This window comes from Stenotrophomonas sp. DDT-1, from assembly GCF_001580555.1.
In the GTDB taxonomy this organism is placed as follows: Bacteria; Pseudomonadota; Gammaproteobacteria; order Xanthomonadales; family Xanthomonadaceae; genus Stenotrophomonas; species Stenotrophomonas sepilia.
Map to the genome: position 1 here is coordinate 53401 of NZ_LEKR01000009.1, position 25575 is coordinate 78975.

The 25575-nt window shown below is 66.1% G+C and carries 29 protein-coding genes and 1 tRNA gene; 11 read left to right on the forward strand and 19 right to left on the reverse strand.

Annotated elements, in window-relative coordinates:
• Window positions 1-24: 24 nt before the first annotated feature.
• Complete coding sequence (gene rarD / locus AB839_RS06705; protein WP_061478768.1) at window positions 25-921, reverse strand: EamA family transporter RarD; 897 nt, start codon at window positions 919-921, stop codon at window positions 25-27.
• Entirely contained in the window at window positions 918-1823 is a 906-nt protein-coding gene (gene yedA / locus AB839_RS06710) for a drug/metabolite exporter YedA (protein ID WP_061478769.1), read from the reverse strand. The genes rarD and yedA overlap by 4 nt, the downstream gene beginning before the upstream one ends.
• Window positions 1824-2046: 223 nt before the next feature.
• Here yedA and AB839_RS06715 point away from each other — a divergent pair, with 223 nt between their 5' ends.
• Window positions 2047-3381, forward strand: a complete 1335-nt coding sequence (locus AB839_RS06715; RefSeq protein ID WP_061478770.1) for an MFS transporter — start codon at window positions 2047-2049, stop codon at window positions 3379-3381.
• Between the two features lie 31 nt (window positions 3382-3412).
• The gene (locus AB839_RS06720) at window positions 3413-3745 is read left to right on the forward strand and encodes a hypothetical protein (protein ID WP_229298503.1); all 333 of its coding nucleotides are present in this window, start codon (window positions 3413-3415) and stop codon (window positions 3743-3745) included.
• An 87-nt stretch (window positions 3746-3832) separates the two neighbouring features.
• Here AB839_RS06720 and AB839_RS06725 read toward each other — a convergent pair whose 3' ends face one another.
• The 4 genes from AB839_RS06725 to AB839_RS06740 all read right to left on the reverse strand — a co-directional run bounded on the left by AB839_RS06725 (window position 3833) and on the right by AB839_RS06740 (window position 8477).
• Entirely contained in the window at window positions 3833-5485 is a 1653-nt protein-coding gene (locus AB839_RS06725) for a M28 family metallopeptidase (RefSeq protein ID WP_061478771.1), read from the reverse strand.
• Between the two features lie 105 nt (window positions 5486-5590).
• Entirely contained in the window at window positions 5591-6523 is a 933-nt protein-coding gene (locus AB839_RS06730; protein ID WP_061478772.1) for an MBL fold metallo-hydrolase, read from the reverse strand.
• Between the two features lie 155 nt (window positions 6524-6678).
• Window positions 6679-6975 (reverse strand): hypothetical protein, encoded by a 297-nt coding sequence (locus AB839_RS06735; protein ID WP_061478773.1) that lies wholly within the window; start codon window positions 6973-6975, stop codon window positions 6679-6681.
• Window positions 6976-7181: 206 nt separating this feature from the next.
• Entirely contained in the window at window positions 7182-8477 is a 1296-nt protein-coding gene (locus tag AB839_RS06740) for a tryptophan--tRNA ligase (protein ID WP_005420592.1), read from the reverse strand.
• Between the two features lie 108 nt (window positions 8478-8585).
• On the opposite strand from AB839_RS06740, the gene AB839_RS06745 reads away from it, so the two are divergent.
• Window positions 8586-9386 (forward strand): hypothetical protein, encoded by an 801-nt coding sequence (locus AB839_RS06745; RefSeq protein ID WP_061478774.1) that lies wholly within the window; start codon window positions 8586-8588, stop codon window positions 9384-9386.
• Between the two features lie 73 nt (window positions 9387-9459).
• On the opposite strand, the gene AB839_RS06750 is transcribed toward AB839_RS06745, so the two are convergent.
• The 3 genes from AB839_RS06750 to rocF form a co-directional block, all read right to left on the reverse strand.
• On the reverse strand, window positions 9460-9681 hold the full coding sequence (locus AB839_RS06750) for a CsbD family protein (protein WP_004153772.1): 222 nt from the start codon (window positions 9679-9681) through the stop codon (window positions 9460-9462).
• Window positions 9682-9885: 204 nt separating this feature from the next.
• The gene (locus AB839_RS06755) at window positions 9886-10023 is read right to left on the reverse strand and encodes an entericidin A/B family lipoprotein (protein ID WP_005407710.1); all 138 of its coding nucleotides are present in this window, start codon (window positions 10021-10023) and stop codon (window positions 9886-9888) included.
• A 163-nt stretch (window positions 10024-10186) separates the two neighbouring features.
• Entirely contained in the window at window positions 10187-11107 is a 921-nt protein-coding gene (gene rocF / locus AB839_RS06760) for an arginase (protein ID WP_061478775.1), read from the reverse strand.
• A 275-nt stretch (window positions 11108-11382) separates the two neighbouring features.
• Between rocF and AB839_RS06765 the strand changes: the two genes are divergently transcribed.
• Entirely contained in the window at window positions 11383-11832 is a 450-nt protein-coding gene (locus AB839_RS06765) for a hypothetical protein (RefSeq protein ID WP_061478776.1), read from the forward strand.
• A 55-nt stretch (window positions 11833-11887) separates the two neighbouring features.
• Here AB839_RS06765 and AB839_RS06770 read toward each other — a convergent pair whose 3' ends face one another.
• Entirely contained in the window at window positions 11888-12658 is a 771-nt protein-coding gene (locus AB839_RS06770; RefSeq protein WP_061478777.1) for a DUF3011 domain-containing protein, read from the reverse strand.
• A 586-nt stretch (window positions 12659-13244) separates the two neighbouring features.
• Here AB839_RS06770 and AB839_RS06775 point away from each other — a divergent pair.
• The 3 genes from AB839_RS06775 to AB839_RS21440 all read left to right on the forward strand — a co-directional run bounded on the left by AB839_RS06775 (window position 13245) and on the right by AB839_RS21440 (window position 15320).
• A complete protein-coding gene (locus AB839_RS06775) occupies window positions 13245-13649 on the forward strand; it encodes a hypothetical protein (protein ID WP_061478778.1) in 405 nt (134 codons plus the stop codon).
• Between the two features lie 228 nt (window positions 13650-13877).
• A complete protein-coding gene (locus AB839_RS06780) occupies window positions 13878-14480 on the forward strand; it encodes a hypothetical protein (RefSeq protein ID WP_143048254.1) in 603 nt (200 codons plus the stop codon).
• A gap of 54 nt (window positions 14481-14534) precedes the next feature.
• Window positions 14535-15320 (forward strand): hypothetical protein, encoded by a 786-nt coding sequence (locus AB839_RS21440; protein WP_154350071.1) that lies wholly within the window; start codon window positions 14535-14537, stop codon window positions 15318-15320.
• Window positions 15321-15431: 111 nt separating this feature from the next.
• On the opposite strand, the gene AB839_RS06790 is transcribed toward AB839_RS21440, so the two are convergent.
• The 4 genes from AB839_RS06790 to birA form a co-directional block, all read right to left on the reverse strand.
• Window positions 15432-15507, reverse strand: a tRNA-Thr gene (locus tag AB839_RS06790).
• Window positions 15508-15547: 40 nt separating this feature from the next.
• On the reverse strand, window positions 15548-16396 hold the full coding sequence (locus tag AB839_RS06795; RefSeq protein ID WP_061478781.1) for an SPOR domain-containing protein: 849 nt from the start codon (window positions 16394-16396) through the stop codon (window positions 15548-15550).
• A gap of 9 nt (window positions 16397-16405) precedes the next feature.
• A complete protein-coding gene (locus AB839_RS06800; RefSeq protein ID WP_061478782.1) occupies window positions 16406-17137 on the reverse strand; it encodes a type III pantothenate kinase in 732 nt (243 codons plus the stop codon).
• A complete protein-coding gene (gene birA / locus AB839_RS06805; RefSeq protein WP_061478836.1) occupies window positions 17134-18102 on the reverse strand; it encodes a bifunctional biotin--[acetyl-CoA-carboxylase] ligase/biotin operon repressor BirA in 969 nt (322 codons plus the stop codon). Before birA ends, AB839_RS06800 begins: the two co-directional genes overlap by 4 nt.
• Before the next feature lie 144 nt (window positions 18103-18246).
• Between birA and AB839_RS06810 the strand changes: the two genes are divergently transcribed.
• Entirely contained in the window at window positions 18247-18531 is a 285-nt protein-coding gene (locus tag AB839_RS06810; RefSeq protein ID WP_049412595.1) for a hypothetical protein, read from the forward strand.
• Window positions 18498-19289, forward strand: a complete 792-nt coding sequence (locus AB839_RS06815) for a M90 family metallopeptidase (protein ID WP_197467673.1) — start codon at window positions 18498-18500, stop codon at window positions 19287-19289. The genes AB839_RS06810 and AB839_RS06815 overlap by 34 nt, the downstream gene beginning before the upstream one ends.
• Before the next feature lie 36 nt (window positions 19290-19325).
• On the opposite strand, the gene AB839_RS06820 is transcribed toward AB839_RS06815, so the two are convergent.
• From AB839_RS06820 to dusA, 4 genes are all read right to left on the reverse strand, one after another.
• The gene (locus AB839_RS06820; protein ID WP_061478784.1) at window positions 19326-20750 is read right to left on the reverse strand and encodes a sensor histidine kinase; all 1425 of its coding nucleotides are present in this window, start codon (window positions 20748-20750) and stop codon (window positions 19326-19328) included.
• A gap of 25 nt (window positions 20751-20775) precedes the next feature.
• Entirely contained in the window at window positions 20776-21459 is a 684-nt protein-coding gene (locus AB839_RS06825; protein ID WP_004136763.1) for a response regulator transcription factor, read from the reverse strand.
• A 73-nt stretch (window positions 21460-21532) separates the two neighbouring features.
• Window positions 21533-21907, reverse strand: coding sequence for a hypothetical protein (locus AB839_RS06830; RefSeq protein ID WP_005420623.1), 375 nt, complete (start codon window positions 21905-21907; stop codon window positions 21533-21535).
• A 213-nt stretch (window positions 21908-22120) separates the two neighbouring features.
• Window positions 22121-23116, reverse strand: a complete 996-nt coding sequence (gene dusA, locus AB839_RS06835; RefSeq protein ID WP_061478785.1) for a tRNA dihydrouridine(20/20a) synthase DusA — start codon at window positions 23114-23116, stop codon at window positions 22121-22123.
• 125 nt (window positions 23117-23241) lie between these two features.
• Here dusA and AB839_RS06840 point away from each other — a divergent pair, with 125 nt between their 5' ends.
• Complete coding sequence (locus AB839_RS06840; protein WP_061478786.1) at window positions 23242-24318, forward strand: site-specific integrase; 1077 nt, start codon at window positions 23242-23244, stop codon at window positions 24316-24318.
• Window positions 24315-24989, forward strand: coding sequence for a hypothetical protein (locus AB839_RS06845; protein ID WP_061478787.1), 675 nt, complete (start codon window positions 24315-24317; stop codon window positions 24987-24989). Before AB839_RS06840 ends, AB839_RS06845 begins: the two co-directional genes overlap by 4 nt.
• 10 nt (window positions 24990-24999) lie before the next feature.
• Here AB839_RS06845 and AB839_RS06850 read toward each other — a convergent pair whose 3' ends face one another.
• Complete coding sequence (locus tag AB839_RS06850; RefSeq protein WP_061478788.1) at window positions 25000-25449, reverse strand: BLUF domain-containing protein; 450 nt, start codon at window positions 25447-25449, stop codon at window positions 25000-25002.
• Between the last annotated feature and the right edge of the window lie 126 nt (window positions 25450-25575).

The following is a 25575-nucleotide window of genomic DNA, read 5'->3' on the forward strand; positions in this document are numbered from 1 at the left end:
AGCGGGGTCGGATCCCCGCCGGCGCTAGCGCTTGGCGCGCATCGTGCGGATGTTGTCGCCGACGAACAGCACCAGGCCAGCCCAGATCGCGGCAAAGCCGATCGCCTTGCCGGTATCGAAGGCCTCATGGAAGAAGAAGACACCCAGCAGCAGCTGCAGGCTTGGCGCGATGTACTGCAGGATGCCGACCAGCGACAGCGGAATGCGCTTCACGCCATAGGCGAAGCCGATCAGCGGTACGGCGGTGACCGCGCCGCCGAAGATCAGCAGCAGGTCGTTGCGCCAGCCCCAACCATGGAAGAACGCACCGCCGTGGCCGTTCTCGGCCCAGATCGCAAACGCCAGCGCCGGCAGGAACAGGTACATGCTCTCCACGCCGAGGCCGGCCACCGGGTCGACCGAGACCAGCTTGCGCAGCAGGCCATACAGGCCGAACGAACAGGCCAGGCCCAGCGCGATCCACGGTGGCGTACCTGCATCGATGGTCAGCCAGGCCACGCCCACCGCCGCCATTGCCACCGCTACCCACTGCAGCCGGCGCAGCCGTTCCTTCAGCACCAGCACGCCCAGCAGCACGTTCACCAGCGGGTTGATGAAGTAGCCCAGGCTGGTCTCGATGACATGACCGGCGTTGACCGCCCAGATGTACAGGCCCCAGTTGAAGGCGATGGTCAGGCTCGACACCAGCAGGATCGGCAGCGCGCGCGGCTGCGCGGCGATCTTCCGCCACCAGCCCAGGCGCGCACTGATCAACAGCCAACCCAGCACCAGCACCGTGCTCCAGATGATGCGGTGGGCGATGATCTGGAACGAGGGCACCTCGTTGAGCAGGTGCCAATAGACCGGCACCAGGCCCCAGATCACGAAGGTGGATGCGGTGACCAGCAGGCCCCGGCGTTGTTCCTTCTCGTCCATGCTCACTTCCTTCTCGTCCTTGCCATTGTCAGCACCACCACACCCAGAAGAATCACCGCCATGGCCAGCAGGTCGCGCCAACCGAAGCGCTCACCGTTGAGCAGCGCGCCCAGCAGCACCGCGATCACCGGATTGACATACGCGTAGCTGCCCGCGAGCGCCGGGCGCACGTTCTGCAGCAGCCACACGTAGGCAGTGAACGCGACGATGGAGCCGAACACGCACAGATAGGCCATCGCCAGCAGGCCACCGGTATCGGGCAGCGTGGTCGGGCGCTCGCCCACCGCCAGGCCGATCAGCACCAGCAGCACGCCGCCGCAGATCATCTGCCCGGCCGCGGTCATGAACGGACCCGGCAGGTCCAGGCCGCGTGCCCACACAGAACCGAACGCCCAGCCGATCGGCGCGATCAGCAGCAGCACCAGCCCGGTCGGCGAGCCGGTCAGGCTGCTGCCGGCGTTGAGCCAGACCACGCCGAGGAAGCCGATGGCGATGCCCAGCCACTCACCACGGCTGGCATGTTGCCCGCGCAGCGCCGAGAACAGCGCCATCCACAGCGGCACCGAGGCCACCGCCGTGGCGGCCAGGCCCGAGGACACTTCGCGCTCGGCCAGCACCACCATGCCGTTGCCCAGCACCAGCATGGTCACGCCCATGATGACCAGGTTGCGCCACTGCCGCAGCGTCGGGTTCGGCAGCTTCCAGAACAGGCGCAAGGCCAGGAACATCAGGCCGCCGGCAATGATGAAGCGGCTGCCGGAGACCATCGTCAGCGGCAGTGCGCCGCCGTGCAGGGCCTTGGCGATGCCCAGATAGGTCGAGCCCCAGACCACGTAGACCAGCAGCAGTGCCAGCGCGACAAGGCCACCCCGGGGGGCAGCCGCAGACGAAGAGGGGGGAGCCGACATGACACACCAGGGAGCCGGGGGAAGGCGGATTCTAGGACGTTTTGAGTATGGTCCGGGACCCCATACGGTGGCACGCTGTCATCCATCCATGCACCCTGCTCTGGTCTGCTACCCCGTGTTGACGGCCGATGCAGTACCAAGAAGGCTGCCCGGCCGCGCCGCCCCAAGACCGGACGCCGTTTTCCCTGCGCACGGACGCGCCGCATCGAGGATTTCCACCCAGATGAGCACCACGTACCAACCTGTTGTCCCCGCGAACGACCGTGCCGCCTTGCGGCGGTCGATTTCCAACACCCTCAAAGGCTCCGCCGGCAACCTGGTGGAGTGGTATGACGTCTACGTGTACTCGGTGTTCGCCGTGTACTTCGAATCGCAGTTCTTCTCGCCGGACGACAAGAACTCCACCCTGTACGTGTGGGCGATCTTCGCGGCGACCTTCCTGATGCGCCCGATCGGCGCCTGGTTCTTCGGCCGCTTCGCCGACCGCCACGGCCGCCGCCTGGCGCTGACCGTTTCGGTCACGTTGATGGCGCTGTGCTCGTTCCTCATCGCCATCACCCCCACCGCCGCCAGCATCGGCATCTGGGCCGCCGTGATCCTGTTGTTCGCGCGCCTGCTGCAGGGCTTCGCCACTGGCGGCGAGTATGGTGCCAGCGCCACTTACATGTCCGAGGCCGCCATTCCGGGCCGTCGCGGCTTCCTGTCCTCGTTCCACTACGTCACCCTGGTCGGCGGCCACGTGCTGGCCCAGCTGACCCTGCTGCTGATGCTGACCTTCTGGGGCAAGCCGGAGATCTCCGAGTGGGGCTGGCGCATCGCCTTCGGTATCGGTGGCATCGCCGCGGTGGTGGTGTTCTGGCTGCGCCGGGGCATGGACGAATCGCTGTCGGAGTCGTCCATCGAAGCCGCGCGCGAGGGCAAGGCAAAGAAGTCCGGTTCGATGTACGAGTTGTTCGTGCACCAGTGGCGGCCGCTGCTGCTGTGCTTCCTGATCACCGCTGGCGGCACCGTGGCCTTCTACACCTACTCGGTGAACGGCCCGAAGATGATCCAGAGCGCCTTCGCCGGCAACGACCCGATGACCGGCACCCTGATCAACCTGGGCGTGCTGGCCTTCCTGATGGTGCTGCAACCGGTCGGCGGCTGGCTGTCGGACATCATCGGCCGCAAGACCCTGCTGGTGTTCTTCGGCGTCGGCGGCGTGCTGTACAGCTGGTACCTGATCACCCAGCTGCCGCACCAGCATGACGCCACCCTGGCCTTCCTGACCCTGGCGCTGGCCTTCGTCATCCTCACCGGCTACACCTCGATCAACGCGGTGGTGAAGGCCGAGCTGTTCCCCACCCACGTGCGTGCACTGGGCGTGGGCCTGGGCTATGCGCTGGCCAACTCGCTGTTCGGCGGCACCGCCCCGCTGCTGTACCAGGGCGCGCTGAAGACCGGCCACGTCGACTGGTTCGCCATCTACGTGACCGCCACGATCGCGGTATCGTTGGTGGTCTATGTGTTCTTCCTTACCAACAAGGGCCCGAACTGGCTCGACGGCACCCGCAAGTAAGCGCGTTGCCCTGATCGCGGCCACTGGTGCAATGCCGGTGGCCGCTACGTCTCCCGCCACCGCGCTGATGTGGATCGCGGTGACGCTGGCCGCAGCCACGGCATTGGCCTGGGTGCTGCGCCGCCCCAACGCGCAGGCCACGTGGCCGCGCACGGGGTTCGGGGTCGCCCTGCTGGTGTTCTGCGCCGCGCTGGCGCTGCAGCTGGCGATGGACCTGGGCAGCGGCCACAGCTCGCTGCACCTGCGCCTGCATCGCGGCATCAATGCGGGGTCGCCGGTTGGACTGCGCACGATGGTGGCGTGCTATCTGGCAGCGCTGGCCGCCAGTGGCTGGGGCGCGTGGACGCTGCTGCGCCGACGCTGACAAACACCTGGTCGTGCCGGCCGCTGGCCGGCAACCTCATGAACCTTCGGAAAGAGCAGGGAGTTGCCGGCCAGCGGCCGGCACTACTCAACGGCGGGCCGCTTCGCTCTTGTCGCGCGCGCTGCGGAACTCCGATTCCTTTTCCCACGTCGGCCAGCGGCGGCTGTTGGCCAGCTCGGCGCCCAGGTCGTAGACCAGCAGGGTGTCGGCAGCGTGGCCGCTCGGGTCCCAGCTCGGCGTCCAGGCATCGCAGGCCTGGTGATAGCAGTCGGCGAAGTACTTTTCGCGCAGCGCGCGGCCGGCTTCAACGCCACCGTCCAGCTTGTCCAGGCCCGGGCCGATGGTGATCGCCGGCACGCCCAGGCGGGCAAAGGCGAAGTGGTCGGCGCGGTAGAAGAAGCCGGCTTCCAGGTTCGGGTCCGGGCTGTAGCTGCGGCCACGGGCCTTGGCCACGCGCTCCAGATCGCCTTCCAGCGACACCCGGCCCTTGCCCCACGAGGCAATGTCGCGGGTCGGGCCATCCGGGCTGAACATCTCGATGTTCAGCACCGCAGCGGTCTTGTCCAGCGGCGCCAGCGGATGGGCGGCGTAGTAGCTGGCGCCCAGCAATCCTTTCTCTTCGGCGGTCAGTGCCACGAAGTACAGCGTGCGCTGTGGCTGCGGGCCAGCGGCGAACACACGGCCCAGTTCCAGCACCGTGGCCACGCCGGTGGCGTTGTCGATCGCACCACGGCGGATGCGGTCGCCCTTGGCGTCGGGCTGGCCGATACCGAACGCATCCCAGTGCGCGGAGAAGATCACCGCCTCGTCGGCATGCTCGCCACCGGGCAGCTTGGCCACCACGTTGCGGGTCACCACCTGTTCGCGCTTGAGCGCGAAGTCCACGCTCAGCTTGGCGTTGTCCAGCGCCACCGGGCGGAAGTCGGCACGCATCGCCTTGCGCTTCTCCGCATCGAAGTCGAGGCCGGCGTCGGCGAAGATCGCTTCGGCCAGCTCGCGCTGCATCCAGCCGCGCAGCGGCGTGTGCTGCGCCATCGCCTCGGCCTGGCTGCGTTCGATGTCGAACAGCGGCGAGGTGCCCGAGCTCTTCACCGTGGCCCAGCCATAGGCGGCCTGCGCGGTCTCGTGCACGATCAGCACGCCTTCGGCACCCCGGCGTGCGGCTTCCTCGAACTTGTAGGTCCAGCGGCCGTAGTAGGTCACCGCCTTGCCGTCGAACGCGCCCGGTGCATCGGCTTCGAAGTCGGCGTCGTTGATCAGCACCACGGCGATCTTGCCGTGCAGGTCCACGTCCTTGTAGTCGTTCCAGTGGCGTTCCGGTGCGTCGATGCCGTAGCCGACGAACACCAACGGTGCATCCTTGATCTGCACGCGCTTGCGCGGCTGCAGGCTCTGCAGGGTCACGTCCACGCCATTGGCCAGCGCACGCTTGCCCTGCTTCAGCGACAGGCTGGCCTTGGCCTCACCCTCCAGCTGCGCGCGCACCAGCGGCACCGGCTGCACCCAGCTGCCGTCTACGCCGCCCGGCTGCAGGCCATAGCTGCGGAACTGCTCGATCAGGTACTGCACCGTGCGCTCTTCGCCCTCGGTGGCCGGTGCGCGGCCCTCGAACTCATCCGACGCCAGCACGCGCACATGCCGCGACAGTGCCTGCGGATCGATGCCGCCACCCGGCAGGTCGTTGGCCGCATGGGCCAGGCCCCCGACGAACAGGCAGGACGACAGCAGCAACACGCGCATCGGATTCACGGCAGTACCACGGCTAGCTTGGAAGTCACCAGAGTGTAACGTGGTCGTGACATCACGGCGCAGCCTGGGCCCACGTCATCCACGCAGGGCGTGGGTCTACCTGCTGATGCGGTCCAGCCAGCAGGCCAGGCCCTGCGCGTTGAGTTCGATGTCCATCGCCAGCACGGCGGTCACTGCCGCATCGTCCAGCGCACAACCATGCAGCTGTGCACGTTCCAGGTACAGCGCCTGCAGTGCGGCCAGCAGGCAGCGGTGACGGTCCGGCCGGCCATCGCACTGGCGGCCGATGGTGGCCATCGCATCGATCTGTTCGAACAGGTCGTTGGCCAGTTTCTGCACCTGCTCCACGCGCCCATAGTGGGTCAGGTACATCGCCTGCGGGCCGTAGCCCAGCATGCGTCGGATCGAGGCCTTCATCGCCTCCGGGTCGAACTGCACCGGCGAGGAAGTCGGGAAGATGAAAGCACCCTGCGCGCTGTCCAGCTCGCGGTAGGAGATGCCGAACGTATCGCCGGTGAACCAGCTGCGGCTGCGCGCATCCCACACGCAATAATGGTGCAGTGCGTGGCCCGGCGTGTGCAGCAGCACCAGCTCGCGGCCAGCGAGATCGATGCGGTGGCCGTCTTCGGCAACCACCACGCGGTGTTCGGGAATCGGCTCGATGCGGCCGTAGCTGCGCGCGATCTCCTCGGCGCCGTACACCGCCGTCGCACCCGCAATCAGCCGGGTCGGGTCGATCATGTGCGGCGCACCGCGCGGATGCAGCACCGCCTTCGCATTCGGCAACTGCTGCATCAGCAGGCCTGCACCACCGGCGTGGTCCAGGTGCACGTGCGTGAGCAGCAGCCAGTCCACCGCGTCCACGCCCAGGCCAGCGTCCGCCAGCGCCTGCAGCATCGCCGGCACCGACAGGCCGGTGCCGCAGTCGACGAAGGCCGCGCGGCCGTTTTCAACGATCAGGTAGGCCGCGTCGAAGTCCGGGCGCTGGAAACCGGTATCGATGGTGTGGATGCTGGGGTCGGCGGTCATCGGCACGCACCTGGCAGTCTCGGAAACAGACGCCCATGGTAGGCGCGCATGCGGCCCGGGTTCGATGCGGCTTTGGTCGGAGGGCGCTCTTCTGTAGAGCCGAGCCCACGCTCGGCTGCCATTCTGTCAGGCATCAGCCGAGCATAGGCTCGGCTCTACCGGTCCAGCCATCGCGGCCGCAGCAGCAACGCCAGCACCAGCACCGCCAGGAACGCGCCATAGGCATACAGCACCGCCAGCACCTGCGGCCAGATCGGGCCGGCGCCGGGCTGCACCACGCCAATGCGGTAGCCCCACAGCATCGACACGATGCTCAGCGCGAACGCCACGAACAGGGTGGTGCCATCGAACAGGCGCCGCCGCGCGCTGCGCGGCTGGCGCGGAAACAGCCAGTACAGGCTGCCCAGCAGCAGGAACCAGGGCAGGAACAGCAGCAGCGACAACCAGGCCATCGCAGACTCCATGTCATCGCGCCAGAGGCGCGCGGACATCATGCCATGGGTGCTGTGCCACGGTCGTGCCGGCGGGGGGCTTCCCTGTAGAGCCGAGCCTATGCTCGGCTGCTTTGCTACCCAGCCGAGCATGGGCTCGGCTCTACAGAAGCCGAGCCGAGTCGAGCATGGCTCGACTCTACAAAGGGCAGGGGCAGGCCCGGCGATCAGGCCGCTTCGCGCAGCGCGGCCAGGGCGGCCAGTACCGCGTCCACCTCGGCGTCCAGCTTGAACAGCTCGCTCTGCAGCTGGTCGCCCTGCTCTGCCTGCTTGATCACCGCGATCAGCTGGCCCGCATCACGTGGCGAATCGAAGCCTTCGCTCTGGATCAGCAGCGTGCCGTCACCAGCGGTCAGCTTGAAGTAGAACCGGCCATCCTTTTCCCGGTACTGCTTGAACTGCGGCGGCGCCACGCGGGCCACGCCGGCATCTTCGCTGGCGATGTCACCGGCACTGGACAGGTCACGCAGGCCCACCGCATGGCGCAGCTCGTCCAGCAGCGGTGCCGCCAACTGCTCGCGCAGCTGCTGGCCACGGCGCTTGAGCAGCGCTTCGATCTTCTCCGGCTCGGCCATCAGCGCGTTGTAGCGCTCGCGCAGCGGCGACAGCTCGCTGTCGATGCGCTCGAACAGCTGCTGCTTGGCGTCGCCCCAGCTGATGCCGGCGGCAAAGGCCCTGGCGAATTCCGCGGTCTGCTCCGGGGTCGCGAAGGCCTGGTACATCTGGAACAGCGCCGAGCCCTCCGTGTCCTTCGGCTCGCCCGGCGCGCGCGAGTCAGTCAGGATCGAGAACACCAGCTTCTTCAGCTCCTCGCGCGGCACGAACAGCGGGATGGTGTTGTGGTAGCTCTTGCTCATCTTGCGGCCATCCAGGCCCGCCAGCGTCGCCACCTGCTCGTCGATCACCACGTCCGGCAGCGGGAAATACTCCTTGCCGTACACGTGGTTGAAGCGCTGGGCGAAATCGCGCGCCATCTCGATGTGCTGGATCTGGTCACGGCCCACCGGTACCTGGTTGGCCTTGAAGATCAGGATGTCGGCCGCCATCAGCACCGGGTACATGAACAGGCCGGCGCTGACGCCTGCGTCCTCGTCCACGCCTTCCTCGCGGTTCTTGTCCACCGCCGCCTTGTAGGCGTGCGCGCGGTTGAGGATGCCCTTGCTGGCGATGGCGGTCAGGAACCACATCAGCTCGGTGGTCTCGCGGATGTCGCTCTGGCGGTAGAACCACACGTGTTCCGGGTCCAGGCCACAGGCCAGCCAGCTGGCCGCGATCTCCAGGGTCGCGCGCTGGGTGCGCTGCGGGTCCTGCGACTTGATCAGGCTGTGCAGGTCGGCCAGGAAGAAGAAGCTCTCGATCCCCGGCGCGCGGCTGGCCGCGATGGCCGGACGGATGGCGCCAACGTAGTTGCCCAGGTGGGGCGTGCCGGAGGGGGTGATGCCGGTAAGGACTCGGGTCGTCATGACTGCGTGGGGTAACCTTCGATGAACGGGGCCAGTTTACCTTGCACGCCACCAACCCCGTCAGGGCCCGCGGCGCGTTCATTCACCCAACCCCGCTGGAGACGCCCGATGAAACGCCTGCTGCCCCTGCTGCTGATCCTGCCCCTGGCCGGCTTCCGCCCGGCGCCCATGCCGCCACCGGTGTACGACGGCGGCCCCGTACGCATGGCCCTGGTCGACCGCGACCGCGGTACCGAACTGCGCAGCTACTCCGCCGAGGGCCAGCGCTGGGTGGCCGGCGAGCGCGGCCACCGCTACGCCGTGCGCCTGTACAACGACAGCCCGCGCCGGGTGCTGGTGGTGCTGTCGGTGGATGGCGTCAACGCCATCTCCGGCGAGGATGCCGATCCCTCGCAGACCGGCTACGTGCTCAACCCCGGCCAGCGCGCCGACATCACCGGCTGGCGCAAGAGCCAGGACGAAGTGGCGCAGTTCGTGTTCAGCAGCCCCAGCGGCAGCTATGCCAGCCGCACCGGCCGCCCGGACAACATCGGCGTGGTCGGGGTGGCGGTGTTCGAGGAGGCGCGTCGCTGGTACCCGCAGCCGATCCTGCGACGTGGCGTGCCGCTGCCGGCACCGACCGCGCAAGCCGAGGCTGCCGCCGACGCCAGTGCCAGCCGCATCGAGGGCTATGCCAGCAAGTCGCAGGCGCCAGCGCTGGGCACCGGCCACGGCGCACGTGAACACTCTTCGGTGCGCGATACCGACTTCGAACGGGCCAGCCGCAGCCCGGCGCAGGTTCTGCAGCTGCGCTACGACAGCGCCCGCAACCTGCGTGCGCGCGGCATCCTGGTCGATGCGCCCTCGCGCCTGCCGCGCGAACCGCAGGCGTTCCCCAACCGCTACGTGCCGGACCCGCCGGCCCGCTGATCGTCCCGCGCAGACAACACGACGCCCGCTACCTCACGGTGCGGGCGTCGTGTTGTGGGGGAAACCGAAGCGCTTACTTGTAGTCCGGGTAGTCCTTGCTCACCGCGTCCTGGAACTCACGCACTTCCTTCTCCGCGCGGTCCTTGGCCCAGCCATAACGTTCCTGCAGGCGGCCGGCCAGGTATTCGGCATTGCCTTCGGCCACATCGAAATCGTCGTTGGTCAGATCGCCCCACTTGGCCTGGGCCTTGCCCTTCAGCTGCGACCACTTGCCGGAAATGATGTCTTTGTTCATTGCTGGGAGTCCTTGGTTGCAACGGCGTTCTTACCGTGGCTCCAGCTTCGCGCAGTCGCTGTTGAGTACCGGTCAACCGGCAATGAAATGCACGCTCACCTGCTTGAATGGTTCACTACCCCTGCACGCCAACGGTGTGGAAGACGCGCATAAAAAAAGGCCGGGGATATCCCCGGCCTTTTGGCTTTCCGTTCCACTTCAGGCTCAACGGCCCTTGGCGGCATCCTCAACCTTTTCACCGGCCTTCTGCACGTCCTTGCCGGCACCGGCCACGGTGTTGCAACCGGCCAGCAGGGCCACCGAGAACATCGACAACAGCATCAGGGCAACTACGCGCTTCATGGGCTTCTCCTTGGGTTCGCCGCTATACCGCTTCATTCGCGGATGGGATTCTTTCGCTCGGCGGGAGGGCACCAATGCCCACTGCCGCCGCGTGAAGTGCAATCTGGCGGCAGGGGCGTGGAGCGGGCGTGAACGGTTCGGCGATCCGTTCAGCGGGGGGCGGTCAGTCGCGCATCAGGGTGGACTTGCCGAACAGGCTTTCCACCAGGTCCACGGCCAGTTCGGCGGTGGCATTCTGCTTGTCCAGCAAGGGGTTGAGCTCGACGATGTCCAGCGAACCCATGCGCCCGGTATCGGCGATCATTTCCATCACCAGCTGCGCCTCCCGATAGTTCACCCCACCCGGCACCGTGGTGCCGACGCCCGGCGCGATGCTGGGGTCGAGGAAGTCGACATCGAAGCTGACATGCAGGTGGGTGTTCTCATCAATGCCGGCCAGCGCCGCTTCCACGGCACGCTTCATGCCGTTCTCGTCGATGTAGCGCATGTCATAGACATCCACCTTGTGGGTCTTGATCAGGCGCTTCTCTTCCGGGTCCACCGAGCGGATGCCGATCTGGTGCATCTGCGCCGGGGTGATCGCCGGTGCGCTGCCACCCAGGCGGGTCAGTGCGTCCGGGCCGAGGCCGCACAGGCAGGCCACCGGCATGCCGTGGATGTTGCCCGACGGCGTGACATCGCTGGTGTTGAAGTCCGAATGCGCGTCCAGCCACAGCACGCGCAGATTCTTCCCCTGCTCGCGGCACCAGCGCGCGACGGCGGTGATCGAACCGATGCCCAGGCAATGGTCGCCACCGAGCATGATCGGCATGCGCCCGGCCCGCAGTTCGGCGTAGCTGGCTTCCATCAACGCGTGGTTCCACGCCACCACTTCATCCAGGTGGCGGTAGCCTTCCACCGGCGTGGTCCACGGGTTGCGCGGGCCATCCAGGTTGCCCACGTCGCGCACGTCCACGCCGCGGGCCTCCAGCGCCTCCGGCAGGCCCGCCACGCGCAGCGCCTCCGGCCCCAGCCGTGCACCGCGATGGCCCGCACCCACATCGGTGGGAACGCCAATCAGGGATACGGAGATGGGATGGGCCATGGGTGCCTCCTGCGGTGCAGAAAAAGAAGCACAGTCTAGCCAGAGCTGTGTGACACCACTCGCGGCGGTGCAGCAGGGCATGGGTCAGATCGCCGCGGCCTGCCAGCCGTATCCGGTCAGGCATTCCAGCGCTGGGTCGTCAGGAATTGGACCTTCCGCGATCCACCTCACATCCCGGTCGGTTTCGCCCCTTACGCAGGGCTGTTGTTATGTCCACGCTGCGTCGGCACCCTGAAGGTGCCGCATCACTTCTTCAATCATGGAGCACCACGCGCATGAAACATGCACTCAATGGACTTGCGGTACTGGCAATTGCCCTGGGCGGACTGTTTCCCGCAGCTGCCAGTACACCCTCGCAACGCATCACGCATACGGTGACCACCGACGCGTATCCCATGCAGACGGCAGGCGCACGCCAGGTACTCGACTGGGTGGCGCAGCGGGTAAAGCCGTCGTTCGCTCCCCAGGGCTACGGCAACGTACAGGTGGAACGACAGGCAGTCTCCGTAGGCCGTGCGTCTGCACGCTCGGATGAATCGATACCTGGAAAACTGCCAGACCAGGGCATTCCCGGTGAGATCTACCGGGTGGAAAACCTGCTTCCCGACGGTTCCATCCAGACGTGGGAATTCACCTGGGTGGAACCCTCTTCCGGCCATGGCGGCGGCTGGGACGTCACCGGCTACACCTACAAGAAGGGAAATGACCCGGTGAACCAGCAGTAGCGGAACGGGGGCAACGCGCACCGCGCTGCCCCCTTAGACACGCCGCCGCCGCGCCTCAACCGCCGCGGCGGCGAACCGGCGTCAGGCTCTGCACCTGACCGTTGTTGCGCATCATGCACAGGAAACGGCCGTCGGGATAATCGATGATCAGTTCTTGGTAATCGCTGCCCACCGGCATCTGGGTGACCAGCGCGCCCTGAGCGCCCTTGCGCATGATGCAGGCGCCCAACGCGGTATCGCCTGCCGGCGCCGGGGTGGTCACCGAAGACACATTGCGGAACACCGCGCGGCAGCCGCCATTGACCCACACCGAGTGCCGCGACAGGCCCCAGTTCTTGCCTTCCTCGCAGCGGGTGCGGCTGAGCTGGCGCACGATTTCCACATTGCCACGGGTATTCAGATCGCACGACACCTGCTGCTGGCCGGTGGATTCGCAGGTGACTTCGCGCGGTATTGCGGCATCTCCGGCGGCAGCGTCGCGAGGGCGTGCGCTGTTTGCGGCGGGCGCAGGCGTGCCGCTGGCGCTGACTTGGCAGATGCCATTGGCGCCGCCACGGCCGGTGTAGCTGACCTGCGGTGCGCCGTCATCGTTGCGGCTGATCGACAGGGTGATGCCGCTGTTGGCATCGCGTGCTTCGAAATAGCGGTCGTTGAAGCGCTTCAGCGCCGTCTCGCGGCCCTGCACGTAGACCGGCCCGCCATCGTCTGCGTGAACATCGATGCCGCCCGGGCAGCTGGCGTTGAAGAACGGCACGGCGGCCATGGCCGGGGCTGCGAAGGTTGTGACCAACAGTGCGACGGTGAGCGGCAGGGCATGGCGACGCATGGGTGGGTCCCGAAGGGCATGTGTCCCCAGTATGTGTCGGGGGTCTGCAAATGGTCTGTGAGGAGAATCAAAAAGCCGGCAGCGCATTCGGGCGTTTGTGTTTGCTATGGTAACTGTGGAGCCTTGCCCGGGCTGTTAAGTCACCTTTACTTCGTGGGCCAGCTCAGGGCATGCGGCAGCGATGGTTCGGGCAGATTTCTCGCTGATGGCGCCACTGCGCAATCTGTCGCTTCTGGCATTGCGATGCCCGAAACGGGCCAAACGCGATAATTCATTTTTCCTTTCAGATCTCCCGATGCCATCGAAACAAACGACTGGCAGGCGGTGATTTCACGTGCGCATGATGAATCGCCACCTTCAGCGAGGTGGCCGGGATTTCCAACCCGAAGACTGAAAGCTGTATACGCTTGCCAGCCGGCGTCGTCCTTTCCAGGTGCGGCGCCGGCTGGCAATCCGTTCGCCGATCGACGGCGGGCGGTGCGTGGGGGCCTCGTGCCCACCGGCTAATTCAGTCCCGGGATTGGAAACCACGTATCGCCCGCCACCTTACCGTGGCGGCACCTCTGTTCCTGACGAGGATGCCCGCATGTCCAGAACCCCTCACCCGTACCTGACCGCCACCCTCGGCGAGGCGGCTCTGCGCCTGCCACCTGAACTGGCCCAGCCGTTGGAAGCTGCTTTCGCTGCCGCGAACGAGGCGCCCGCGCCCATCAACCTGCCCGGCTGCCTGCAGCGCATCCAGGTCGGTGACGCCGCCGATGGACAGCCGTGGCAGGGACCGGCAGACACACCTGGCGACGCCGTGGCTGCTGCACGCAGGGACCGCGCCGCAGTGGGCCTGGTGTCACTGCTGGAGCTGTACCACGCCGCCGAGCGCGTGCGCGTGGATGGGGAAGAAAGGGACGATATCGGCGACGGCACACGCGAAGGGCTGATGCTGGCCTGCCGGGGGCTGGCGGAGTATGTGGCGTTGCAGGTGGGTGGGGGGTAACTGGCGAGAGCATCTGCACAAACGCCCGGATTCTACTTCGTTGTGGAATGTTTTCTTGCACTCGCACACGCGCGCCTCATTTCCGAGAGTGATACTCGACGACACCGACGGATACTCAATTCCAAGACCGAAGTCACATCTACCTCTTTCGATCTCATTTCAACTGCTCCGCGTGGTTTCGAAACCACGGTGGACCACGCATCCTTCTAGACCAAGGAGAGATCTAGCATGAGAATGAATTCCAAGAGCATATTGGCCGCCTCCACTATCGCATTGGGAAGCGCACTTCTGTTCACAGGTTGCACCCTGAAGAGTGTTCGAGCTTATGGCGAGTGCAGTGGAAAACAAGCAGGTGGCGGAGAGTGCAAGGCGGGTATGGAAGTTATCTGGGAAGGGGACGGTGGTGGGAAGAGGAGCATTTACAACTCCCTGCTGTCGTCTCTCAGCGTACTTCCAGATGCCGCGACGTTTGAGCTGGATACATCCGGATCAACCATACCGTATCCTGCCACGGGCAATGCGGTACTCCGGGTAAAGAACGTCGCTACCGGCGCAATCAGCGCATCCCAAACCTTTTCATGGGTCAGGACAGGCACCGTGATCCGAGTTGCGGACCCTAACGCGGTGAATGCCTGGATATACGCAAATGTGGGTAATGGCGATGCCTTGAGCTACGACCTGCTCCCCTTCCATTCGGCATACGGAAATGGCCCGCAGGTTATCGCTGGGCAAGCCAAACAGGAAGGCATTACCAAGGCGAGCTACTACCTGGAGTTCGAAGGACGGGATTGCGTCAACCACCCGTCGCCGCACTTGTGCATGGAGATGTAGTAAACAACAGGAGATGCGGGTGCACCTTGAGCACCCGCACCTTTGGGAGAAGCGATGAAAGGAGTGGTACTCGCCGCATACGCCGCCTCCATCCTGGCAGGCTGCGCCACAACAATTGGATTGCCACAAGGCATCCCTCCGGATGGCTATACCGAACTGGTGTCCACGCCTCTCGGTCCATTCCGTTACTTCCGATCCCTCTCCATTGTTCCAGGGCGCAAGGACCTGCCCGCTCTGGAATCGTTTCACTGCACCAACACCCAGCACGAAATCCTGCTCTTGATGGTTGCAGGATCACCGGTTGACGTTGCCGATACCTGCATGCGCATTGATGCAGCAGCGAAATTCTCCGAATCATGGGTAAAAGCAAAGGCGAACAGATACCGGATTCTCCTTGCGCCAGCGGATACCGCCGCAACGATACAGTCACGTACTTTGGGATCGTTTTCGGGTGGGAAGACATTGGCACTTGCGGCTTCGATACATGACGACCGCGGCCGGACTGTTGCGAACCTAGTCGATCTGGTCGCACACGAGACATTCCATGCGCTAGGTCATGCCACAAGGCACCCTCAGGCGCTTGATGAACGCATCGCCTACTACGCCGGACTCTGCGCACAGCTTCAGGTAAATGGCGTTGTTCGAGAGGATTCGCTGCCTGGAGCCGCCATCGGCACGGACGACGCTGCAGTGCAGCTGTCTTCGCAAGCAGCCTATCGTGTCCGTCTCGAGACCTATCCCCTTCTCGCAGATGGCCGCATTCAAATGAATGAGCAATCTGGCGAACGTATGCTCCAGCGTTGCAGCCAACTCAGAAGGGGTCTTACAAGGTCGCGTTGAACATGCCTCCAGACTCACATTATTTCCAGAACAGCAGCGCACAAAAAAACCCGCCATTGCAGCGGGTTGATTGTTCTCCATGGACATGCGCGGATGCCACGAGATCGAAGATGGTGCCGCTTATCCGAATCGAACGGATGACCTACTGTTTACAAGACAGTTGCTCTACCAACTGAGCTAAAGCGGCATGGGTGTTGCACCCGCGGCAGTGCCGCGGTCCGGGGATTCTAGCGCAACCTTGCGCATTCCAGCGACCGGCTCTGTGCTGCACCGCTGCGCTGCTGGGCCTGGGTCGGTTGCGTGCCTGCCGCCAGCTGCCCTTCCAGCCACCACTGGCCGGCGTCGCCGCTGGCGACCAGGCGCGGCTGGAAGCCGGCAGCCTGCACCGCTGCCATGCGGCGCTCGGCGCCTTCGCGGTTGCGGTACTGGCCCAGCGCCACGGCGTTGGCCTCCTCCCCTTGGCTGATGATGTAGTAGTCGCTCAGGCCGGCGGCGACGATGCGCTTCACGGTGGCCTGCGCTTCGTCGCGGTTGGCGGCGGCCGGCAGCATCACCCGGTAACGGGCACTGCCGCTGGCAGCGGGCTGTTCGCGCAGGCGCACCTGGCTGAGCAGCGTGCCGGCCTTGCCCTGCGCGGTGCTGGCGGCGGCGCGGTCGGCGAACGGGCCCAGCGCGACGCAGCGCGGCGGCTCGGCGGCCGCGGGCGGGGTTACGGACGTTTCCGGGGCCGGTACGGGTGCAGGCGGTGGTGCCGGCTTGGCAGCGGCAGCAACCGGCGCAGCCCCAGCCACCTGCGGCTTGGCGATCTCCGGCTTGGCCGGCGCAACGGGCGCGGGCGTCGCAGCCACCGCGGTCTTCGCCGCCGGTTCGCGCTCCATCAGCGGTGCGGTCGGGGCGGCGGCGGTGGCCTCGGCTGCGGCATTGGCATCCACGCCACCCGGCACCCAGCGCAGCTCGGCCACGCCAGCGGGTTGCGGTGGCGGCGCAGGCTTCTGTGGCGCATCGCGCAGCAGCCACCAGCAGGCGACACCGAGATTGAGAATGGCCAGTACGACGATCAGGGCACGGGTCAGCATGCGCGGATACTAGCGCGCGGGCTGGTGCACCGCCCAGCGGGCGATGCCATCCAGCACCAGCGAGGGGTGGTAATCGGCAGCGGGCAGCAACGGCATCAGCGCCGGTGCGCCGCCACCGTGCACCAGCAGCGACGGTGCCACGCCCAGCAGCGTGTGCGCGTGCTGTGCGCTGCGTTCAATCAGCGCCACCGCAGCGCCATCGCAGCCGGAGGCCAGCGCGTCGGCGGTGTCGTTGGCGAACTCGCTGTAGCCGCCACCGGTCGCGGGCAGCTGCACGGCACGGGCGTGCAGTGCTTCGCGCATGGTGGTGGGCGATGCGGAGATGCGGCCACCGTGGTGCTGGCCGTCGGCATCGAGCAGATCAATCGTCAGTGCGGTGCCCACGCCGACCACCAGCACCGGGCGCTGCGCCTTGGCCGCGGCCAGCAGGGCCAGGAAGCGGTCGACGCCGAACTTTTCCGGCCTGGCATAGGCAATGCGCACGCCGGCGCATTCGGCGCTGGTGCGCACTACATGCACATGCTCGAAGCGGCGCTGCAGCTGGTCCAGCATCGCGCTGGTCAGCGACGGTGCCGCCACGCTGGCCACGAACGCGGTGCGGCCGCTGGGCAGGCTGTGCGGCGGCTGCCCGGCCATGCCTTCGGCGCCATGCGCCCAGGCCTGCACGTCACCGGCACGGTCACCCTGCAACGGCGCGAACTTGAAGCGCGAGTTGCCGAGGTCGAACAACCAATCGCTCATGCCGCCCTCACGCTGACTTCGCCGGCGTGCAGCAGGCGTTCCTGGCCATCGATGCGCACGCGCAATGCACCGTCATCGGCCAAGCCAAGCGCAGTACCGTGCTGCCACTGCCCGTCCAGTTCCACGCGCACTTCGCGGCCGGCCAGCATGTCGAACGCAGCGTAGCGCGGCAGGAACGGAGCGAGGCCTTCGCGATCGAATTCTTCCAGCGCCGGCAGCAGACGCGCCAGCACGGCAGCAACCACCCCATTGCGGTCCACCGGCTTGCCGGCCAACGTGTCCAGGTCCACCCACGGCTGGGTGATCTGCTCGCCGAACGACGGCGGCATGTGGGTGTTGATGCCGATGCCGATCACCGCGCGCGCCGGGCCGGCGTATTCGCCACCGCCCTCGGCAAGCAGGCCGACCAGCTTGCGCTTGCCATCGACGATCAGGTCGTTCGGCCACTTCAACTGCGCCTGGGTGTAGCCCAGATCGTGCAGCGCTTCGGCCACGGCGATGCCGGCCACCAGGCTCAACCCGGCCAGGCGGCCCAGGCCGCCGGAGTACAGGCGCATCACCGACAGGTAGATATGCGCGGCCAACGGCGAGGCCCAGGTGCGGCCACGACGGCCGCGGCCACCGGTCTGGCGTTCGGCCAGCAGCACGCTGACCCCGCGCTGGGGCGCGCTGCACCGCAGCAATTCAGCGTTGGTGGAGTCCACCGTCCAGGCCACCTGCAGGTCGTGCAGCAGGGCCTGGGCATCGGCGGGCAGGCCGGCGCGGATCGCCACCGGGTCCAGCAGGTCGACCGGGCGGGTCAGGCCATAGCCCTCGCCAGCACGGCCCTCGATGTCCACACCTGCGGCCCTAAGCCCTTGAATACGCTTCCAAACAGCCGCCCGGGTCTGGCCCAGCTCTCGGGCCAGGGCGTCGCCGGACAGGCGACCGGCAGCGAGTTTGGCCAGCAATTGGCGATCGTCCACGGCAGCTTCCACGAAGTCAGGAAGGAATTATGCGGGAAAGCCGCCAGCGACGCCTGCCACGCTGGGTTCCGCCGGGGCTTCCAACGGGGCGCCGGGTTCGGGCTAGAATCGGGAACTCACCCTCCCTTAACGTGGATGTCGTCAATGCGCCGTTATGCCCATTGCCTGATCCTGCTGATGATGCCCTTCGCGGCGTCTGCAACGGCAGCGCTGGACGACAGCCGGGGCGCCTGCGTGTCCTCCAACGGTGATGCCGCCTCGCAGCGCGCGCCGACCGCGACCGCCTCGGCTGCGACCACCAAGCCGGCACCGGTACGCCCTGCGGCCGGCAGTGCCACCAGCACCGGGGGCGGCGGCAGCGACGACGACGTGCTGCAGCGCATCCGTGCGCCGAAGTGGCACAGCTACCTGCCGGGAATGTTCCGCTGATCAAGTCGTTGCTGCAGTGGCTGCGGCCCTCGCCGCGGCCGATCGACGATGCGCTTTGGGAAGACGCCTGCCGCCGTGCGGCCTGGTTGCGCGGCCTGGACGACGAACGCCGCGCGCGACTGCGCGTGCTGGCCACGCGCTTCCTGCATGAGAAGACCATTACCCCTGTCGGTGAACTGCAACTGCAGGCTGGCGATGGCGTGCTGCTGGCCGCACTGTGCTGCCTGCCGCTGCTGGAATTCGGCGAAGTGGGGCTGGAAGGCTGGTCGCAGCTGATCGTCTACCCGGATGCGTTCCGCGTGCACCGCAGCCACATGGATGCGGCCGGCGTGTTGCACGAGTGGGATGACGAGCTGATCGGCGAGTCGTGGGACAGTGGTCCATTGATCCTGTCCTGGGCCGATGTGCAGGCCGACCTGGCCGCGCCGCACGACGGCTACTGCGTGGCGGTGCATGAGATGGTGCACAAGCTCGATGCGCTGGATGGTGCAATGGACGGCACACCGCCGCTGCCGCGGCAATGGCAGCGCGAGTGGGCGGCCACGTTCCAGCGCGCCTACGACGCCTTCTGCGCGCAGGTGGACGCAGGCGAAGAGACGCTGATCGATCCGTATGCGGCCGAGGCGCCGGAGGAGTTCTTCGCGGTGGCCAGCGAGTACCACTTCTCGGCACCGGATCTGCTGCAGCAGGCGTTGCCGGAAGTGGCCGCGCAGCTGCGGCGGTTCTACGGCGAGCCGCCGAAGATCGAAATGCCGTAGTGCCGGCCGCTGGCCGGCACTACCGATCAACGAGGTTTACGGCCCGGGCGGCAAGCGCACTTCGAAGCGGGCACCGCCCAGTTCGCTGGAACGGCCGACGGCCAGTTCGCCGCGGTAGTCCTTGATCAGGTCCTGCACGATTGACAGGCCGATGCCGTGGCCCTGCACGCGCTCGTCGCCACGCACGCCACGCTGCAGCACCTTGCCGATGTCATCCGGGGCGATGCCCGGGCCATCGTCGTCCACCGCCAGCAGCAGGCCGGCACGGCGCGCGTTCGGCGCCGGCAGCGGCTGCGCGGTCAGCAGCACGCGGCGGTTGGCCCACTTGAAGGCGTTCTCCAGCAGGTTGCCGAGCAGTTCCTGCAGGTCACCCGGTTCGCCGTGGAAGCGCGCGGCCGGGTCGATATCGAATTCGCACAGCACGCCCTTGGCGGCGTAGACCTTTTCCAGGCCACGCACGATTTCCTCGGCGTTGGACTCGATCGGCAGCGGCGCGGAGAACAGCTTGTGGCCCGACGAGGCCGCGCGTGCCAGCTGGTACGAAACCAGGTTGTTCATGCGCTGCAGCTGCACGTCCAGTTCTTCGCGCAGCGCACCGTCGCCGGCGCCGCTGTCCATCTGCGTGCGCAGTACCGCGATTGGCGTTTTCAGGCTGTGCGCCAGATCGGCAAGGGTGTTGCGCTGGCGCTCGAGGTTCTCGCGCTCGCTTTCGATGAAGGCGTTGATGCTGTCGGTCAGTGGTTCCAGCTCGCGCGGGTGGCGCTCGCTCATGCGCTCGGTCTCGCCGCGCTGCACCTTGGTCAGCTCGGTGATCACCCGGCGCAGCGGGCGCAGGCTCCACTGCAGGATGACGGTCTGCAGCAGCAGCAGGATCAGGCCGATGCCGCCCAGGTAGAACCAGACGCGGCCACGGAACACGCGCAGCTGCGCACCCAGCGCGCGCGAGTCTTCCATCACATAGATGGTGTAGGGGAATTCAGTGGCGGGGTCGGCGTCGGCGCCCCACACCAGGCCCAGGCCATAGCGGTACACCGAGCCCTGGCTGCCATCGATCTGGATCATCGGCAGCGGGCCTTCGAACACTTCCTGGCGCGGTGCCAGCAGGCCGCCGCCCACGGTGGGCAGCATCGGGCCTTCGGCGGACATCGAATTGCCCTTGCCGTGCGGCATCACCACCTGCAGGTACAGGCCACTGCCGGGTACGTCGAAGCGCGAATCCGGCGGCTGCTCGCGGATGTACAGCGAGCGGTCGCGGGTGAAGTCGATGCCGGCCGCGTAGGAGGTGGCGTAGTTCTTCAGGCGCTCACGCAGGTTCGCCTTCGCCGTATCGGCGAAGGCGGCGTCGAGCGCGTAGCCGGCCAGCGCCAGGAACGCGACCAGGCCCACGGACGCGGCGAGCATCTGGCGCGCCTGCAGTGAGCGCGGCCGCCAGCGTCGGAAGAACCACAGACGGCCGGACATCGTGTTATCGCCAGGGTGAGCCGGCTCAGCCCTCGTTGCGCGGGATCGCGAAACGGTAGCCGCGACCGCGCACGGTCTCGATCGGCTTCAGTTCGCCATCCGGGTCCAGCTTCTTGCGCAGGCGGCCGATGAAGACCTCCAGCACGTTGGAGTCGCGGTCGAAGTCCTGCTGGTAGATGTGTTCGGTGAGGTCGGCCTTGGAGACCAGTTCACCGGCATGCATCATCAGGTACTCCAGCACCTTGTACTCGTAGCTGGTCAGGTCGACATTGCTGCCGGCCACGCTGACCGTCTGGGCAGCAAGGTCCAGGGCGACCGGGCCGCATTCCAGGGTCGGCTTGCTCCAGCCGGCGGCGCGGCGCAGCAGCGCGTTGACGCGGGCCAGCAGCTCTTCGACGTGGAACGGCTTGACCAGGTAATCGTCGGCGCCCTGCTTCAGGCCCTCGACCTTGTCCTGCCAGCTCGAACGCGCGGTCAGGATCAGTACCGGGAACTTCTTGCCTTCGTCACGCAGGGCCTTGATCAGCTCCATGCCCGACATCTTGGGCAGGCCGAGGTCGATGATGCCGACATCGAACGGAACTTCGCGCCCCATGTAGAGGCCTTCCTCGCCGTCCTGCGCAGCATCGACGGCAAAGCCTTCGCGCTTGAGCCGGGCTGCCAGGGTCTCACGCAGCGGGGCTTCGTCTTCGACCAGAAGGATACGCATGAACTCTCCCTAGTGTCCTGGGTGTGGCCCGGAGGCCTGTGGGGTACGGGTTGATAGCGACGACTATCCCTGTTCAGGGGTTATCGCCGCGTAGTGATGACATATCCGACCGCGGCGTGCGCGGCTGTGAACGCGACGGGGCGGGGTCGTCCATGTAGCGGACCCGGCCCCGGTCGTCCATGTACTTCACCCGGTTGATATCACGACCATCGAACGGCACGCGCTCGGCGCCGAGGATGTGGCCGCCGGTGCTGCGCTGCACGCGGCGCACGGCATCGGACAGCGAACGCTCGTCGCCACGGTTGCCGCGCTCTCCCCGATCCATCATTTCCGCCCGTGCCTGCTCGCCGCGCGGCGGCTGTTGCGCCAGCGCCGAAGACAGCGGCGCAGCCGACAGCACCACGCAGGTGGCCAGGGCAATGCGGCAATGGAAGGGAGCGGAAGACATCGATGCGATCCTAGCCGAGCACGGCGATTCGTTCAAAAGTCGTAAATCCGGATGCCGGGTTCGGGACCCGGCGCTTTACAAATCCTTTGCAAATTCTTGGTTTGGGGCAGTGAATCCGGTCTGAACTTTTCCGGTCGCAGCCCTGCGATGTTCAGCTAGGTGAACATTCGGAACGAATCGCCGTCCCTTGTCAAGTCAGGAATGTGACTGCGGTCACGCTGCAGCGCGATCGGCTTCGCGCTCGGTGACCGACAGCGCCTGCTCGACCAGGCTCCAGTCGGCGCCCGGGCGGTGTGCGCCCTCGCTCAGCACCTGGCGGAACGCGCGGCCACCGGGCTGGCCGTGGAACAGGCCGAGCAGATGGCGGGTGATGTGCTTCAGCGCCAGGCCTTCGCCCAGGCGCGCTTCCACGTAGGGACGCAGCGTGCGCAGCAGGTCGCCGCGGGCCTGAAGCGGGGCGCCGGTCTGCAGCGCCTCCAGCTGATGCAGCAGGTAGGGGTCGTGGTAGGCCGCGCGGCCCAGCATCACGCCATCGACGTGCGCGGCCTGCGCCTGCACCGCCTCGATGGTGGCCAGGCCGCCATTGAGCACCACCGGCAGCGCCGGGCGCTCCTGCTTCAGACGGTAGGCCCAGTCGTACTTCAGCGGCGGAACCTCGCGGTTCTCCTTCGGCGACAGGCCCTTCAGCCAGGCATTGCGCGCATGCACCACCACCATCGCCGCACCGGCGGCGACCTGGCGGTCGACGAAGGCGGCGAACACGTCATAGTCGTTGTCCTCGTCCACGCCCAGGCGGCACTTCACCGTCACCGGGATCTCGATCGCGTCGACCATCGCCGCCACGCAGTCGGCCACCAGCGCCGGCTCGCGCATCAGGCAGGCGCCGAAGCGGCCGGCCTGCACGCGGTCGGATGGGCAGCCGCAGTTGAGGTTGACCTCGTCGTAGCCCCACTCGGCAGCGATGCGTGCGGCCTGCGCCAGCAGGGCCGGATCACTGCCACCCAGCTGCAGCGCCAGCGGCTGCTCGCTGCGGTCGAAGCCGAGCAGGCGCTCGCGATCGCCGTGGATGACCGCATTGGCGTGCACCATTTCCGTGTACAGGCGCACACCCGGCGCCAGCACGCGGTGGAACACGCGGCAATGGCGGTCGGTCCAGTCCATCATGGGGGCCACGGACAGGCGAATTTCATCACTTTTCAACGTTTTCATATACTTAAGACCTGTCAGGGGCACAGCAAAGCACCCAATTTTTCCCAATTTTTCCCGGTGATTCCCATTCATCTGTACCATCCGTGTGCCAAGCCGGCCTTGGCACAACACGGACTGGCACAACGATGGCAACGCTGCAGAATCGGAACGGCCGCTGGCGCGCTATGGTGCGCCGCAAGGGCCACAAAGAACAAACCCGCACATTCCCCACCAAGACCGCCGCTAAGACCTGGGCTGACCGCGTAGAACGCGAGATGGCCGACCGTGAAGCGCGAGGCGGGACCGCCGGCGACGAAACCACGATCAACGAACTCATCGCCTGGCGCACGGAGACCCTGGCCAGCGTAAAGGCGGTGTCGAAGACACAGTCCGGCAACATGACCCGCCTGCAGGAGAGCCTGGGGCACATCGCGGCCAGACAACTTACCGCCGGCGACGTGATCGAGCACGCTCGGCGCCGGGTCACCGGAAACCACATGACCGGCAAGGGGGCCATTATCCCAGCTTGCTCGCCGGCAACCATGAACGTAGAGCTGGGCTACCTTTCCGAGCTGCTGAAGCTGGCCGCACCCCTGAAAGGCGTAAAGCTGCTGGTGGACCCAGTCGCGGAGGCCCGCCCCGCCCTGCGGCTGCTTGGGCTGGTTGGGAAGTCCAAGCGGCGCGACCGAAGGCCGACCGATGCGGAGCTGAAGCAGCTGCGCGACCATTTCATGCAGGCGGCCTGGCGCTCGCAGATTCCGATGGCGGACATCATCGATTTCGCGATTCTGTCGGCGAAACGCGAAGGCGAGATTACCCGCCTACTGTGGTCAGACATCGACGTGGCCACGCGGACCATCCTCCTGCGTGACGCCAAGCATCCAAGGAAAAAGGCGGGCAACCATAAGCGGTTTGCGCTGCTGGGTGATGCCTGGTCAATCGTGCAGCGGCAGCCGCGGACCGAGGGGGAAGACCGGATCTTCCCCTACAACACGAAATCGATCAGCACGTCATTTACGCGGGCCTGCATCCGTTTAGGCATCGTGGATCTGTGCTTCCACGATCTCCGACACGAAGCCACATCGCGGCTGTTCGAGCAGGGCTACGATATCCCCGAGGTGGCCTCTGTCACCCTCCACGAATCGTGGAATGAGCTGAAGCGCTACACCCAGCTGCGACCGGAATCGCTGCATCGCGTCCCATCAGGAGCCGAACCGCAATGAAGATGCGCTTGACCACAAAGGAAACGGGACTGTGCCTGCTTGGCGTACTCGCCGGCAGCCTTGGTGGGTATGTCTCCGGTACCCATGGCTATGCTGTCGATTGGGCATCCACTGGCACGATGATTCAAGGTTGGGCCGCGCTACTGGCGGCGGTTGTGGCAGCGTGGGGTGTAAACCGCTGGCAGCAGGAGCTTCGATTCAAGCGAAATGCTGAGCTTGCGGAGAAAGTGCTCATTGCAGTTGAAGGACTGACAGACTCGCTAACCGTGGCTCGGGCATCGCCGTCAGGCTATGAAGTGGATCAAAGAGTCGTGTCCAACCGCGTCCTCACGAAGCAATCATATGAGCTTCGCCTTCACAGCCTCAGCGTCGGTGGCCACGCGGCGGAGATCGAGGCGGTGATGAACCGCGTATCAGCACTGTTCGGTGCGGAACACCGGAAACAACTGCGGGCACTATTGGATGTGACCAACGTCGTCCGGTACGGCATCCTTGAGTGCATCGGCATGATTTCCGCAATTGAAGCTGGGCGGCTTGACCTGGAAGCGTTGCACGCCATCGAACATACCGCAGACGTACTTCTACCTGACGGCGAGAATGGCGCTGAGTTCACTCAGTACATCGAGGGCGTAGCCGAGCGGTCCAGACAACTGTTCCGCCCGTCGATCTAGCTGCCCTGGTTCAAGCGGCGATTGCGAAGGGCTCAACAAGCGCGACCAACAGATCCATGGCCGTGGCATTTGCATCCTCGGGATCACCGCGCTGGTTGAACCGCGTCCAGTCCGCCTGGGCCAAGCGCCGCAGCTCTTCCGGTTCCACAGGAAGCCACTTCATCGGCCAGAACGGCAGCCGGCGCTGCCCCACCCTGCCCCTCTGCAGCTCGACAATACCGTCGTGGCTGCTGGCGCCGAGCACTCGGGAATAGGACACAGACAGCCCGTCTTCGGGCCCCTCCAAGTACTGGAGGAAGCGTTCGCCATCGAAGAGGAGCACCCCCGTAACGCCAGCATTACGGTTGAACCGGGCCGCGTCGTCCACAACTTGATCCAGCTTTCCGTTGGACAGGCCCAGCTTGTCGCCGGCGATCGCCTCGCCAGCGCTGCTCACATATACAACCGCCCTGATAGGCATGGCGCACCTCCTTGATGAGCCACGACCCTATCAGCAGCGGGCTCATGCGAGCGTGAGGTAGCGACGCTCTGCACAACGGTTCAGTAATAAGTGATGGTGAATACGGGCCTTCGTCACAAGATGGAG